This window comes from Amycolatopsis sp. NPDC051102 (genome assembly GCF_040682815.1).
Classification (GTDB): Bacteria; Actinomycetota; Actinomycetes; order Mycobacteriales; family Pseudonocardiaceae; genus Amycolatopsis.
Genome location: NZ_JBFBBT010000007.1, coordinates 222,224 through 235,904 on the forward strand (window position 1 = coordinate 222,224; position 13,681 = coordinate 235,904).

At 69.7% G+C, this 13,681-nt stretch carries 14 protein-coding genes; 5 read left to right on the forward strand and 9 right to left on the reverse strand.

Annotation, left to right across the window (positions count from 1 at the left end; all coding sequences use genetic code 11):
- Positions 1 to 101: 101 nt before the first annotated feature.
- Entirely contained in the window at positions 102 to 1,421 is a 1,320-nt protein-coding gene (locus tag AB0M93_RS21920) for an FAD-dependent oxidoreductase (RefSeq protein WP_364276153.1), read from the reverse strand.
- Positions 1,422 to 1,533: 112 nt separating this feature from the next.
- On the opposite strand from AB0M93_RS21920, the gene AB0M93_RS21925 reads away from it, so the two are divergent.
- From AB0M93_RS21925 to AB0M93_RS21940, 4 genes are all read left to right on the forward strand, one after another.
- A complete protein-coding gene (locus AB0M93_RS21925; protein WP_364276008.1) occupies positions 1,534 to 2,178 on the forward strand; it encodes an aminodeoxychorismate/anthranilate synthase component II in 645 nt (214 codons plus the stop codon).
- Complete coding sequence (locus tag AB0M93_RS21930) at positions 2,175 to 2,966, forward strand: ABC transporter ATP-binding protein (protein WP_364276009.1); 792 nt, start codon at positions 2,175 to 2,177, stop codon at positions 2,964 to 2,966. The genes AB0M93_RS21925 and AB0M93_RS21930 overlap by 4 nt, the downstream gene beginning before the upstream one ends.
- Positions 2,954 to 3,595 carry a hypothetical protein gene (locus tag AB0M93_RS21935; protein ID WP_364276010.1) on the forward strand — a complete coding sequence of 214 codons (642 nt, stop codon included), beginning with the start codon at positions 2,954 to 2,956 and terminating at the stop codon, positions 3,593 to 3,595. Before AB0M93_RS21930 ends, AB0M93_RS21935 begins: the two co-directional genes overlap by 13 nt.
- Before the next feature lie 99 nt (positions 3,596 to 3,694).
- Positions 3,695 to 4,009: a hypothetical protein gene (locus AB0M93_RS21940; RefSeq protein WP_364276011.1), complete on the forward strand. Its 315-nt coding sequence runs from the start codon at positions 3,695 to 3,697 to the stop codon at positions 4,007 to 4,009.
- Here AB0M93_RS21940 and AB0M93_RS21945 read toward each other — a convergent pair.
- Both AB0M93_RS21945 and AB0M93_RS21950 read right to left on the reverse strand, forming a co-directional pair.
- Complete coding sequence (locus AB0M93_RS21945; protein ID WP_364276012.1) at positions 3,967 to 4,233, reverse strand: DUF397 domain-containing protein; 267 nt, start codon at positions 4,231 to 4,233, stop codon at positions 3,967 to 3,969. The genes AB0M93_RS21940 and AB0M93_RS21945 overlap by 43 nt on opposite strands.
- Positions 4,234 to 4,256: 23 nt before the next feature.
- Complete coding sequence (locus tag AB0M93_RS21950; protein WP_364276013.1) at positions 4,257 to 5,123, reverse strand: helix-turn-helix transcriptional regulator; 867 nt, start codon at positions 5,121 to 5,123, stop codon at positions 4,257 to 4,259.
- Positions 5,124 to 5,175: 52 nt separating this feature from the next.
- Between AB0M93_RS21950 and AB0M93_RS21955 the strand changes: the two genes are divergently transcribed.
- Positions 5,176 to 5,439 carry a hypothetical protein gene (locus AB0M93_RS21955; RefSeq protein ID WP_364276014.1) on the forward strand — a complete coding sequence of 88 codons (264 nt, stop codon included), beginning with the start codon at positions 5,176 to 5,178 and terminating at the stop codon, positions 5,437 to 5,439.
- 56 nt (positions 5,440 to 5,495) lie between these two features.
- On the opposite strand, the gene pknB is transcribed toward AB0M93_RS21955, so the two are convergent.
- The 6 genes from pknB to AB0M93_RS21985 are packed head-to-tail and all read right to left on the reverse strand — an operon-like array spanning position 5,496 to position 13,636.
- A complete protein-coding gene (pknB, locus tag AB0M93_RS21960; protein ID WP_364276015.1) occupies positions 5,496 to 7,478 on the reverse strand; it encodes a Stk1 family PASTA domain-containing Ser/Thr kinase in 1,983 nt (660 codons plus the stop codon).
- Positions 7,475 to 8,824 carry a serine/threonine-protein kinase gene (locus AB0M93_RS21965; RefSeq protein ID WP_364276016.1) on the reverse strand — a complete coding sequence of 450 codons (1,350 nt, stop codon included), beginning with the start codon at positions 8,822 to 8,824 and terminating at the stop codon, positions 7,475 to 7,477. Before AB0M93_RS21965 ends, pknB begins: the two co-directional genes overlap by 4 nt.
- A 3-nt stretch (positions 8,825 to 8,827) precedes the next feature.
- Positions 8,828 to 10,297, reverse strand: a complete 1,470-nt coding sequence (locus AB0M93_RS21970; RefSeq protein WP_364276017.1) for a penicillin-binding transpeptidase domain-containing protein — start codon at positions 10,295 to 10,297, stop codon at positions 8,828 to 8,830.
- A complete protein-coding gene (locus AB0M93_RS21975) occupies positions 10,294 to 11,781 on the reverse strand; it encodes an FtsW/RodA/SpoVE family cell cycle protein (protein ID WP_364276018.1) in 1,488 nt (495 codons plus the stop codon). The genes AB0M93_RS21970 and AB0M93_RS21975 overlap by 4 nt, the downstream gene beginning before the upstream one ends.
- Positions 11,781 to 13,178: a PP2C family serine/threonine-protein phosphatase gene (locus AB0M93_RS21980; protein WP_364276019.1), complete on the reverse strand. Its 1,398-nt coding sequence runs from the start codon at positions 13,176 to 13,178 to the stop codon at positions 11,781 to 11,783. Before AB0M93_RS21980 ends, AB0M93_RS21975 begins: the two co-directional genes overlap by 1 nt.
- Entirely contained in the window at positions 13,175 to 13,636 is a 462-nt protein-coding gene (locus AB0M93_RS21985) for an FHA domain-containing protein (RefSeq protein ID WP_003079002.1), read from the reverse strand. Before AB0M93_RS21985 ends, AB0M93_RS21980 begins: the two co-directional genes overlap by 4 nt.
- Positions 13,637 to 13,681 lie beyond the last annotated feature (45 nt).

Below are 13,681 nucleotides of genomic sequence, written 5' to 3' on the forward strand. Positions count from 1 at the left end.
CACCTGCCCCCCCCCGGCGCGCCGCGCCGCCCGGACCACCCCACCCCGCCGGGAGGGCGTTTGTCCTGGCGTTAAACACCCCCCCCACCCCCCCACGACCCCTAGCCGCGCGAAACCCGGGTCATCTCCTCGCGCTCGACCACCTTGATCCGCTCCCGGCCCGCCGCCGAACCGAGCGACTTCTCGTGGGCGTCCAGGCGGCCCCAGCCGTCCCAGGTCGTGAACGGGATGCCGCGCGTCGCCAGGAAGTCGAGGATCGCGTCCGGGGACGCGTACTTCGGGGGCGCCAAGGTCGGGGCGTCGGCCAGCAGGCTGGCGATCGTCTCCGCCGCGTCGCCCTTCGTGTGGCCGATCAGGCCGATCGGGCCGCGCTTGATCCAGCCCGTCACGTACACGCCCGGCAGCTGGCTCTCGTCCAGGTCCAGCACGCGGCCCGCCTGGTTCGGCACCACGCCGGCCACGTGGTCGAACGGGAGTTCCGGCAGGTGCGACGACAGGTAGCCGACCGCGCGGTACACCGCCTGGACGTCCCAGTCGTGGAACTCGCCGGTGCCGCGGACGTTCCCGTCGCCGGTCAGCTCGGTCCGTTCGGTGCGCAAGCCTGTCACGCGGCCGCCGGAGCCGAGGACTTCCGCGGGGGTGTGGAAGAAGTGCAGGTGCAGCCGCCGCGGCCGGGTGCCCGGCTCGCGGATCGCCCACTCCTGCAGCGTCTTCACGACCATGTCGATCTGCTTCGACGCCCGCAGCGCGGCGATGCTGCCTTCGTCGAACTCGATGTCCTCGGGGTACACGATGACCTCGACGTTCGGCGAGTGGTCCAGCTCCCGCAGCTCCAGCGGGGTGAACTTCGCCTGCGCCGGGCCGCGGCGGCCGAACACGTGCACGTCGGTCACCGGGCTCGTGCGAAGGCCCTGGTAGACGTTGTCCGGGATGTCGGTGGTCAGCAGCTCGTCGGCCGTCTTCGCCAGGATCCGTGCCACGTCCAGGGCGACGTTCCCGACGCCGAGCACCGCGACCGAAGACGCGGTCAGCGGCCAGGTGCGCGGGACGTCCGGGTGGCCGTCGTACCAGGACACGAAGTCGGCGGCGCCGTAGCTGCCGTCGAGGTCGATGCCCGGGATGTCGAGCGCGCGGTCGGCGGACGCGCCGGTCGAGAAGATCACCGCGTCGTAGAACTCGCGCAGCTCGTCGAGCTTGATGTCGGTGCCGTAGTCGATGTTGCCCAGCAGCCGGACGTTCGGCTTCGAGAGCACCTTCTCCAGCGCCGTCACGATGCCCTTGATGCGGGGGTGGTCGGGCGCGACGCCGTACCGGATCAGCCCGAAGGGCGCGGGCATCCGCTCGAACAGGTCGACGGAGACGTCGGCGTCGGACTTGTCCAGGATGTCGGCGGCGTAGATCCCGGCGGGCCCGGCACCCACGACGGCTACACGAAGAGAACGGCTCACCCGACCCACGGTAAGTTAGGATCACCTAACCTAAAATGTGATTTGGCGTACGGTCCACCAGGTGGGAGCCGGTAAGCTCGGCGCCATGCGCGTTCTCGTCGTCGACAACTACGACAGCTTCGTCTACAACCTGGTCCAGTACCTGGCCCAGCTCGGCGCCGACTGCACGGTCTGGCGCAACGACGTCGTGGACCTCGACCGCGTCCCCGAATTCGACGCCGTGCTCGTCTCGCCCGGCCCGGGCACGCCGGAACGCGCTGGTCAGAGCATGGACGTCATCCGCAAGTGCGCCGAGACGCGCACGCCGATGCTCGGCGTCTGCCTCGGCCACCAGGCGCTCGGCGTGGTCTACGGCGCGACCGTCGACCGCGCGCCCGAGCTGCTCCACGGCAAGACGAGCCAGGTCCACCACACCGGCGCCGGCATCCTCAAGGACCTGCCCGAGGAGTTCACGGCCACCCGGTACCACTCCCTGACCGTGGTGCCCGACACGATTTCCGACGCGGTTTTCGAGATCACCGGCAGCACCGAAACCGGCATCGTGATGGGCATGCGCCACCGCGAGCTGCCGCTGGAAGGCGTCCAGTTCCACCCGGAGTCCGTGCTCACCGAGGGCGGCCACCGGATGCTGGCGAACTGGCTGGCCGCGGCCGGCCACCCGGTCGACCCGGCCCGGGTCGACGAGCTCGAGCGCGCGACCAAGGCGCTCCAGAAGGCCGCTGTTGCGTGATCCGGCTCGAGGGGGTCGGCAAGCGGTACGGACGGGGTGACTTCGTCCTCCGCGACGTCGACCTGACCGTCGAGCCCGGGCACGTCGTCGGCGTCCTCGGCAGCAACGGCTCGGGGAAGTCGACGCTGCTGCGGATCATGGCCGGCGTCTCGCACCCGACCACCGGCACGGTCAGCGGAACCCCGCGGATCGGCTACCTGCCGGACCGCTTCCCGGCCGGCCAGCGCATGGGCGCGCGGGCGTACCTGCGGCACATGGCACGCATCCGCGGCCTCGCCGATCTTTCGATGATCGACCCGCTGCTGGAGCGGCTCGCCCTCGTCGGCGGCCCGGCGGCGCCGCTGCGCACGCTGTCCAAGGGCAACGCGCAGAAGGTCGGGCTCGCGCAGGCGGTGATGGTCCGGCCCGACCTGCTGATCCTCGACGAGCCGTGGTCCGGTCTGGACGTCGGCACGCACGCGATCCTCGGCGAGCTCGTGGCCGAGACGCGGGCGCGCGGGGCGAGTGTCGTGTTCACCGACCACCGGCCGCAGGTGGTGCACGACCACGCCGACGTCGTCCACCTGATGAACGACGGCAGGCTGACGGCCGAGAGCGCCGAGCCGACCACGCGGATCGTGCTGCGCGGCGACGGCACCGGCTGGGCGCACGAGCCCGGCGTCCGGCACGCGGTGGCCGAAGGCCCGCAGGTGGTGCTGACGGTCGAGGTCGCCGCGGTGGACGCGGTGCTGCTGCGCGCGTTGAAGGACGGCTGGTCGGTGCGGGAGGTGGCGCCGTGCTCGCCTTGACGCGGTATTACCTGGCGCTGCTGGGCCATTCCCAGCGGTACCTGCCGGCGTTGCTGGCGTACCTCGCGCTGTGCGTGATCCTCTACGCCGATCCGCATTCGCCGCCGCTGCCGCTGTTCGGCGTCAGCGCGGGCGGGTTGCTGGTCGTGTCGTGCTGGCTGACGATCGCGCTGCTCGACATCGAAGATCCCGTGCAGCGCTTGGTGACGTTGAGCCACGCGCGCCAGTGGCGCCGGATGATCACTGGCGCGGTGAGCACGGTTCTGGTCTGTTCGCTGGTGCTCACCGCGATCACCGAGGTGTGGTCGGCGATCAAGTCGTTCAAGGTGCAGCCGTCGGCGCTGGGGATCGGGTTGCTGGCGCACTTCGCGTGCGCGCTGCTGGGCATCGCGATCGCGTTGCCGTGCTCGCGGCTGCTGGTGCAGCGGATCGGCTGGACCGTCCTGGCGGCGGTGATCACGCTGGTTGTGGTGCTGCTGGCGAAGATTCCGCTGGTCCACCCGCTGCTGCACGCCCTGACGGACGACGAACCGGTCGGCGGGCCGTTGGTACTGGCGTTGGTGACGTCAGTGGCGATGCTGGCGGCGAGCTTCTTCGTGGTGTCGGCCTTGGTGCACCGGCGCTCCTGACTGCAATTTGCAGTATTCAGTTTCCGCGCGGGCTACCGGGGAGGCCACTAACACGACTAAGGTTCGTGTCCTCTCCGGTTCTGGGTGAAGGGAGACCGGGTGACGGCTGGGATCGTCGCGATCACCGTGCCAAACTCCGACCGCGAGCTTCCGGAGCTCGCCGCCTGGTTGCGCGGCGAAGACGAACTTCGCGGGCGGGTCCAGGTTTTCGACGCCGTTGTGGTCGGGGTGTCGAGCAACTCCGCCGCGGTCTTCTGCCGCTCGCTCTTCGCATGGCTGAGGCGGGGGGCCGGAAGCGTGTCCCTGAAGGTGAAACGCTCGGGCGCCGCCGAGGAGCTGGAGCTCGACTGCGGTGCCGCGAGCGACGCCGATCAGGTGCTTGGTGCGGTGCGGGGATTCCTCGACAAGGCGTGACCCAGCAGCGCATCCCAGGCCGGGCCGGTGACGGTCAGGTGGCCGGCCGCGCGGTCCTTCGTGTCGCGGATGCCCACGGCGGGACCGGTGAAGGCGACCTCGACGCAGTTGCCGCCGTTGCTGCTGCTGTGGGAGCTCTTGAACCAGGCGACTTCGACGCAGTTGCCGCCGTTTCCACCACTGAAGCTGCTCTTGAACCAAACTGGGGACTCGGGGGCTGTCATCACACACCCCTTCAGGTGGCGTTCTACTTGTAGGACTCTGCCACCTTAGCGAGGAACTTGCGAGTGGATTCCGGGTCCAGTGCGGCATCTCGCAGGCGCCCGTAGACCACGCTGTACTTGGTGAACTCGTCCGGCTCCTTGAGGTAGGTCGCGCCGAAGAGGTCTTCCAGGTAGACCGTCGAGAAGTTCTGCTCCTGCAGGCGAAATAAGGCGAAAGCGGCCGGAGTCGTGACCCGGCCCGGCGCCTCGAACGGCAGCACACGAATGGTGATGTTGGGCCGTTTCGATGCCGCGATCAGGTGCTGCAACTGCGCCCGCATGATGGCGTGGCTGCCCTGAATCCGGCGCAAAGCCGCCTCGCTGAGCACCGCATCGAGGCGCAGCGACGGGCGACCATTGCGCCGCAACGCGACCTGCCGTTCCAGTCGGGTGGTCACCTGCTTGTCGATGATCCGCTGGTCTGCCTCCGGCTCCCATGCCTGGATGTTCGACCGCGCGTAGTCCTCGGTCTGGAGCAGGCCCGGGATCATGTCGATCTCGTAAGTGCGAATCTCGGTCGAGTCCCATTCGAGCGCCAGGAACCGGCGGAACCAGTCCGGGACCGCGTCACGCTCGGCGGCCTTCCGCCTCCGTCGCCGTTTCGGCTGGGCCTCGGCCAACGCGACCAGATAGTCGCGCTGCTCCGGTGTCGCCCGGTAGAACTCCGCGAGCTTCCGGATGTCCTCCGGGTCCGCGGTCTGGTTGCCGTTCTCCAGCTTCGAGAGCTTCGGCGTGTGCGCGTTGATCGCCGCGCACGCCTCCAGTGCGGTGAACCCGGCCTCTTCGCGCAGCCGGCGCAGCTCGATGCCCAGCTGCGTCTTCAGCAGCTCGGGATCCGACGGGATGTGCATGCGCAGACACTACCAGTTGCTTAAGGAGAAAGTTTCTCGGTAAGGTCTTTCCATGAGCACAGACCGAACACCGTACCAGCGCGTCATCGAGGAGCTCGCCCTCGCCGGAAAACCCAGGCTGTTCACGGTCTTCGGGACGGCCCACCACCTGGAAGGCACCCCGCTCATCGGCTGGGGCATCGAGCTGCAGCACGGCGGCGGCGCCCTCTTCCGGTACAGCGGGCAGCGGTCGATTCACTCGTCCGATACCGCGGAACGGCTGCTGCGCGTCCAGCGCCGGCTCGGGGACGTCGAACTGCGTTGGCTCGACAACTGAGAAGGCCCGCACGGCGAACCGTGCGGGCCTTCTCAGCGGGATCGGTCAGGGATCGGTCAGGGTGCGCCCGGGGTGGACGGGTTCGTCGGGATCGTGATGCCGCCGTTGCCCTCGGACACGAACACCGTGATGGGCTGGTTGTTGCTGATCGTGCTCCCGGCCTTCACGCTCTGCCTGGTCACCGTGCCTTCCGGCTGACGGCTGCTCCGGTCGGACTGCTGCTGCAAAGTGCCTGTCCAGCCCATGCTCGCCAGCTTCGACTGCGCCTCGTCGACCGGCATGCCCACCAGTTGCGGCATCTCGATCTGGGTCGAAGTCGGGGTGGTCGGACCCGTCGACACGGTCAGCGTGATCGTCTCGCCGACCGCCAGCTGACCACCGTTCGGGTTCTGGGTGATGACCGAGTCCTTCGGCACCGTGTCCGACGCCTGCTCGGTCTTCTTCGTCTTCCAGCCCTGGGCTTCCAGCGCCGACTTGGCCTGCGAGTACGGCTTGCCGGTGAAGTCGGTGACCGTCTTGAGCTGCTTCGACTTGCCCACCGTGATCTTCACGCTGCTGCCCTGGGCGACCTCGGTCGACGCGGCCGGGGTCTGGTTCTGCACCAGGCCGGCCTGGTTCGGGTCGTCGACCTCGACCTCGCCGACGGACGGGTCGAGCGTCAGCTTCGCGTCGGTGAGCGCCTGCTCGGCCTGGGCGGGCGTCTTGCCCTTCAGGTCCGGCACGCTGGCCTTGCCCGGCGCGACCCCGACCCACAGCGTGATCTTCTGGCTGGTCGCGACCTGCGTCCCGACCGACGGGTCGATCTTGATCACTTTGTTGATGTCGTCCTGGCCGCACTGCGGGCTGCCGTCGGTCGGCGTCACCCCGCAGGTCACCTGCTTCTGCTCGATCGTGCCGTTGAAGCCCTTGCCGTTCAGCGTCTCCCTGGCCTGGGGGACCGTCTGGTGCAGCACGTCGGGGACCGCGACCAGCGTCGCGTCGTTGCCCTTGAACGAGCCCGCGAGCCACATGATCAGCAGCACCGCGCCCAGCACGAACACCGCCGCCACCGCGGCCAGGATCGTGCGGCGCCGCCGCCTGGCCTTCGGGTCCTCGTCGTCCGGCTCGCTGTATTCGTCGTAGCGCTGCGGCTGCCGCCGGTCGGCGTTCATCACCTGCGTGCGCTCGTCCTCGGACATCACCATCGGCGCCACCGGGCGCTGGCCCGAAAGCGTCCGCACCAGGTCCGAACGCATCTCCGCCGCCGACTGGTAGCGGTTCGCCGGGCCCTTGGCCAGCGCCTTCAGCACGACGGCGTCCAGCTCGGGCGCCACCGCCGGGTTCACCGACGACGGCGGGTTCGGGTCCTCCCGGACGTGCTGGTAGGCCACCGCGACCGGGGAGTCGCCGGTGAACGGCGGCTCGCCGGTGATCAGCTCGTACAGCACGCAGCCGGCGGCGTAGACGTCCGACCGCGCGTCGACCGACTCGCCGCGGGCCTGCTCCGGCGAGAGGTACTGCGCCGTCCCGATGACCGCGGCCGTCTGGGTCATGGCGGACTGGCCGTCGTGCATCGCGCGCGCGATGCCGAAGTCCATCACCTTGACCGCGCCGTTCTTCGTGATCATCACGTTGGCCGGCTTGACGTCGCGGTGCACGATGCCGTGGCGGTGCGAGAAGTCCAGCGCCGCGCAGACGTCGGCCATGACCTCCATCGCCCGCTTCTGCGACATCGGGCCCTCGGTCTTGACGATGTCGCGCAGCGTCCGGCCTTCGACGTACTCCATGACGATGTACGGCAGCGGCCCGAACTCGGTGTTCGCCTCGCCGGTGTCGTACACCGCGACGATCGCGGGGTGGTTCAGCGCGGCGGAGTTCTGGGCTTCCCGGCGGAAGCGCTCCTGGAACTGCGGGTCCCTGGCGAGGTCGGCACGGAGGATCTTGATCGCGACTTCCCGGCCGAGACGCACGTCCTGGCCGTGATGGACCTCGGACATGCCTCCGTAGCCGAGCGTTTCGCCCAGCTCGTACCGGTTGGAGAGCAGTCTGGGTGTGCTCATCTCTGGGTGCCGTTCCATTCCGTCCACGGTGTGGTCATGATGCCTTGCCGGCCATCGTCGGTCGTGCCGGGAGTGTCCGCCGGGAAGACGCTCGAGGACTGCTCCGCGGGCACCTGTCTGCCCGGGACCACCTGGCTCTGCGTCTGGCCGTTGTGCGGCGGCGAGCCGTTGCCGCCGCCCAGCATCTTCGCCACCAGCACGATCCCCGCCACCAGGACAACGAGCAGGATCGCGGCGAGAAGTGCCCACCAGCCCCACTGCGTCTTCTTCCGGGCCGCCGGCAGCATGACCTGCCGCGGGGCGGGCCGGGACGGCGGCCCGATGGCGATCATCGGGTTCATCGCGGGCGACGGCGGGCCGCCCGGCATCGGCTGCTGCTGCATCGGCTGCTGCGGCGGAATCGGCACCGGCATCGACGGCGGTGGCTGCTGCGGCGGTTGCGGCTGCTGGGGTTGCTGGGGCTGCTGCCCGGTCGCGTACGTGGCGTTGACCAGCCCGGACGGCGTCGGCAGCGGCAGCCCGGCGCGGACCGCGGCGACGGCGGCCGCGAACTCGCCGCCGTTGTTGTAGCGCTGCCGCGGGTCCTTGACCAGGGTCGCCTCGATCACCGCCCGGGCCGCGGGCGGCACGTCCGGCGGCAGCGGCGGCGGCATGTCGCGGATGTGCATCATCGCGACCGTCACGGCGTTCTCGGACAAGAACGGCCGGTGCCCGGCGAGGCACTCGTAGCCGCACACCGCCAGCGAGTAGACGTCGGACGCCGGCTCGGCCGGCTGCCCGAGCGCCTGCTCCGGGGCGATGTAGTGCGCGGTGCCCATGACCATGCCGGACCGGGTGACCGGGGCGGCGTCGGCCGCCTTCGCCACGCCGAAGTCGGTGATCTTCACCTGGCCGGCCGACGTCACCAGGATGTTGCCCGGCTTGACGTCGCGGTGGACCAGGCCGTGGGAGTGCGCGGCCTGCAGCGCGTTGCCAGCCTGCTCCAGCATGTCGAGCGTGAACTCCGCCGACAGCCGCCCGTGCTTGGCCAGCAACCCGGCCAGCGGGTCGCCGTCGACGAGCTCCATCACCAGGTACGCGATCGACAGATCGCCGTCGAAGATGGTCTCGCCGTAGTCGTGCACCGCGGCGATGCCGGGGTGGTTCAGGGACGCCGTCATCCGCGCTTCCGTGCGGAAGCGGTGCAGGAATTCGGCGTCACCGGAGAGTTCCGCCTTGAGGATCTTGACGGCAACGGTCCGGTCCAGCCGGGTGTCGCTGGCCTGCCAGACCTCGCCCATCCCGCCGACGGCGATGCGGCTCGTCAGCTTGTAGCGGTCGGCCAGCAGCTGGCCGGAGGACAGCATGCGCTATCCACCCCCGAGCTTGGCGTTGATGGCGGCGCGGCCGATTTCCGAGGCGACCTTGCCGCCCGTCGCGGCCAGCCCGCGGTCGCCACCGTTCTCGACGATCACGGCGACCGCGATCTTCGGGTCGTTCGCCGGGGCGAAGGCGGTGTACCACGCGTGCGGGGCGGTGTTCTTGGAGTCCGTGCCGTGCTCCGCGGTGCCGGTCTTCGACGCGATCTGGATGTCCGCGCGCTTGCCACCGCCCGCGGTGAAACCCTCGGAAGCGATCATCATGTCCTTGAGAATCGCCGCGTTCGACGCCGACAGCGCGGGCGTGCCAGTGAGTTCGGTGGGGCTGTAGTCCTCGATGGTCGACAGGTCCGGCGCCAGCACCGACTGCACCAGCTGCGGTTTCATCGCGATCCCGCCGTTGGCCACGGTGGCCGCGAGCAGGCAGTCCTGCAGCGGCGTGATCCGGACGTCGCGCTGGCCGATGCCGCTCTGGTAGAGCGCGCCCTGCGAGTCGAGCGGGCCGACCGTCGACGGGGCGACCTTCATCGGCACGGTCAGGTCGGTCTGCCCGATGCCGAAGTTCGCCGCCGTCTTCTTCATCTTGTCCGCGCCGAGCTGGCCGGCGAACTCCGCGAAGGGCACGTTGCACGAGTGCGCGAGCGCGTCCTTGAAGGTGTTGCCGGGGCACGGCTGGCCCGCGTAGTTCTCGAGCGTGACGCTCGTGTTCGGCAGCTTCGTGTTCGGCGCCGTGCTGACCTGGGTGTCCGGGCCCTTGCCGTCCTCGAGCGCGGCCGCCGCGGTGACCAGCTTGAACGTCGACCCCGGCGGGTAGGTCTCCGAGATCGCCCGGTTCAGCATGGGCTTGTTCGGGTCCTTGTTGTTCGCGTTCCAGGCGTCGGTCTGCGCCTTCGACGTGTGCGAAGCAAGCGCGTTCGGGTCGTACGACGGCGTCGACACCATCGCCAGGATCCGCCCGGTGCTCGGCTCCATCGCGACGACGGCGCCGGTGTAGCCCTTCTGCGTCATCAGGTCGTACGCGGCCTTCTGCACGGCCGGGTCGATGGTCAGCCGGACGTTGCCGCCGCTCGGGTCGCGGCCGGTGACCATGTCCGACAGCCGCCGCACGAACAGCCGCGGGTCGGAGCCGTTGAGGACGTCGTCCTCGGCGCGCTCCAGGCCGCCCGCGCCGTAGTTGATCGAGTAGTAGCCGGTGACCGGCGCGTACATCGGGCCGTCGGCGTAGGTCCGCTTGTACTTGTACTTGTCGTTCGACGGGTCGATGCCGGCCAGCACCTCGCCGTTGGCCTGCGACACGATCTTGCCGCGCTGGCGGGCGAACTCGTCGTAGAGCACGCGCGCGTTGCGGGAGTCGGTGCGGTAGTCGTCGGCCTTCACGACCTGGATGTAGGTGGCGTTGGCCAGCAGCAGGACGACCATCACGAGCATCGCCATGCCGACCTTGCGGAGCGGGGTGTTCACGCCTGCGCACCCCCGTCCGCCGGCGGGCGCTGCACGAGCACCGTGTGCGCCTCCGCGATCGGCGCCTGCGGCTGCACCTGCGGCTTCGGACGGGAGGCGGGCTTGCGGGCCGCGTCCGAGATGCGGAGCAGCAGCGCGACGAGGATGTAGTTCGCGAGCAGCGACGAACCACCCTTGGACAGGAACGGGGCGGTGATACCGGTCTCCGGGATGAGTTTCGTGACCCCGCCGACGACGACGAAGATCTGCATGACCATGGTGAACGCGAGCCCGCCGCCCAGCAGCTTGCCGAATGTGTCGCGCACCGCGAGCGCGCTGCGCATGCCGCGCATGGCGACCAGCAAGTACAGCATCAGCACCGCGGCCAGCCCGATGAAGCCGAGCTCTTCGCCGATCGACGCGGTGATGAAGTCGGTGTTGGCCTCGGGCACCATGTCCGGCCGCCCGGCGCCGAGCCCGGTGCCGCCGACCCCGCCGGTGCCGAGCCCGAACAGGCCCTGCGCCAGCTGGTAGCCGCCGCCCGCCTGGTCGTAGGTGGCCAGCGGGTCCAGCCAGTTGGCGACGCGCTGCTGGACGTGCCCGAAGAGGTTGTAGGCGATGACGCAGCCCACCGCGAAGAAGCTCAGGCCGAGGACGACCCAGATGGCCCGCTCGGTCGCCACGTACAGCATCACCAGGATGACGCTGAAGAACAGCAGCGACGTGCCGAGGTCCTTCTCGAACACCAGGACGCCGATGCAGACGAACGCGGCGATCAGGATCGGGCCGAGGTCACGGGCGCGCGGCAGCTCGACGCCGACGAGCTTCTTGCCCGCCACCATGAACAGGTCCCGCTTCGACACCAGGAACGAAGCGAAGAAGATCATCAGCAGGATCTTCGCGAACTCGCCCGGCTGGATCGAGAACCCCGGCAGCTTCAGCCACACCTTGGCGCCGTTGACCTCGGACAGGCTCGACGGCAGCAGCGCCGGCAGCGCCAGCGCGACGATGCCGATCAGGCCCGCGGTGTAGCCGTAACGCGTCAGCGTGCGGTGGTCGTTGACCACGACCAGCACGACGACGAAGAACACCAGCGAGATCACCGTGAACAGGACCTGCGCGGTGACGGCGGGCGTGTAGTCCTTGCCCTGCTGCGAAGCCCGCTCGGCCAGCGCCAAGTCGATCCGGTGGATCATCACCAGCCCGATGCCGTTCAGCAGCGCGACGCAGGGGAGCAGCACCGGGTCCGCGTACGGCGCCCACTTGCGGACGGCGAGGTGCGCGCCGGTCAGCACGCCCAGGTAGGCCAAGCCGAGCCAGATGATCGACGTCGTGAGCTCCTGCTCCTGGTTCGCTTCCACCAGGACCAGCGCGATGGTGACGATGAAGGTGGCGAACCCCAGCAGCACCAGCTCGGTGTTGCGGCGGGTCGGGACCTCGCGCGGCGGGTTCGTCTGGAACTGCGCGGCGAGCGGTTCGGCGGAACGCGCGACGGGCTGGCCCATCAGTTACCGCCTCCCGTCGTCGGTGCCGTCGAACTCGGCGTCGAGCAGTCCCTCCCCGCTGGCTGGTTCGCCGACGACGGAGCAGTAGAGCCGGCCGGAGCCGACGGAGTCGTCGTCGGCGTGACCGAAGGGGTCGGCGTCGAGGACGGCTGGCCGCCCGCCGGCGCGCAGTTGTTCAGGCGCTTGCGCAGCTGCAGGAAGTCATCGATGTACCTGCGGGCGTCATCGAGACTGTCCTTCTTGACGCCGTTCTGCACCGCCAGCCGCGCGTCCTCCTGGAGCTGGTTGACGCGCAGCTTGTCCGTGCACACCTGGGCGGGCGGGCAGGAACCCTGCTCGTAGGCGTGCAAGTCGATGCCGAGAATGCTGCCGGGGACGCCGCGATAGATCACGACCTCCCCGTCCGCTCCCTCGCCGACATAGTACTGACTCAGCACGAAGTAGCGGGTGGCGATGGCCGCCGCGGCGAGCACCACGAGGACCACCAGCGCGCCGGCCAGCCAGCGGAACCGCTTCCGGCGCCGGGCCTTCGGATCTTCCTGCGGCTGCGGCAGTTCCGGGCGCGGCTGCGGCGGCGGCTGGGTCAGCGCCCTGGCCCGCGCCGCGGGCGAGTCGCCCTGGTGGCGTTCGTCGCTGCCGTCCCCGGCGGCGCCGCCCACGATGGGCGCGTCTTCGCCGAAGTCGACGTCGACGACGTCGGCGATGATCACCGTGACGTTGTCGGTGCCGCCGCCCTTGAGCGCCAGCTCGATCATCCGGTCCGCGCACTGCTGCGGGTCCGGGATCTGCACGGCCTCGGCCAGCGTCTCGTCGCTGACCATGCCGGACAGGCCGTCCGAGCAGATCAGGTACCGGTCACCGGAACGGGCTTCGCGCACGGTCAGGCTCGGCTCGACCTCGTGCCCGGTCAGCGCCTTGAGCAGCAGCGACCGCTGCGGGTGCACCGCCGCCTCTTCGGGCGTGATCCGGCCCTGCTCGAGAAGTTCGTTGACGAAGCTGTCGTCGCGCGTGATCTGGGCGAACTGGCCGCCGCGCAGCAGGTACGCGCGCGAGTCGCCGACGTGCACCAGCCCCAGCCGGTTGCCGGCGAACAGGACGGCGGTGAGCGTGGTGCCCATGCCGTCCAGGTCGGGGTCCTGCGAGACGAGCTCGGCGATCGCGGCGTTGCCGTTCGCCACCGCCTCCCGCAGCTGGGCGAGCAGGTCGTCGCCCGGCTCGTCGTCGTCGAGCGGGGCGAGGGACGCGATGACGACCTTGCTGGCCACCTCACCCGCCGCGTGGCCACCCATACCGTCGGCGAGCGCGAGCAGGCGAGGGCCGGCGTACACGGAGTCCTGGTTGCTCGAACGCACCAGGCCCCGGTCGCTGCGGGCTGCGTAGCGGAGGACGAGAGTCATGGGCGAAGCTCGATCACCGTCTTGCCGATCCGGATGGGGACTCCGAGCGGGACCCGGAGGGGTGCAGTGACCTTAGCCCGGTCGAGATAGGTCCCGTTCGTCGAGCCCAGATCTTCCACGTACCAGTCCTCGCCACGCTGGGCGATCCGCGCGTGCCGGGTCGACGCGTAGTCGTCGTCGAGCACCAGCGTCGAGTCGTCGGCCCGGCCGATCAGGATCGGCCGGCCGTCCAGCGCGATGCGCGTCCCCGCCAGCGCGCCGTGCGTGACGAGCAGCTGCTGCGGGGACTTGCTGTTGCGCGGCTTCTTCTCCTTCTTGCGCCCGAAGGTCGGCACCTGGACGCGCATGCCCGACGCCGCGTAGAGGTCCGAGCGCACGACTCGGAGCGCGGCGAACACGAAGAGCCAGAGCAGCACGAGGAAGCCCACCCTGGTGAGTTGTACGACCAGCTCTGGCACTTGGTGTGTCCGCTCCCGACTCTTCCGCGCAGCCGCGACGCGGGT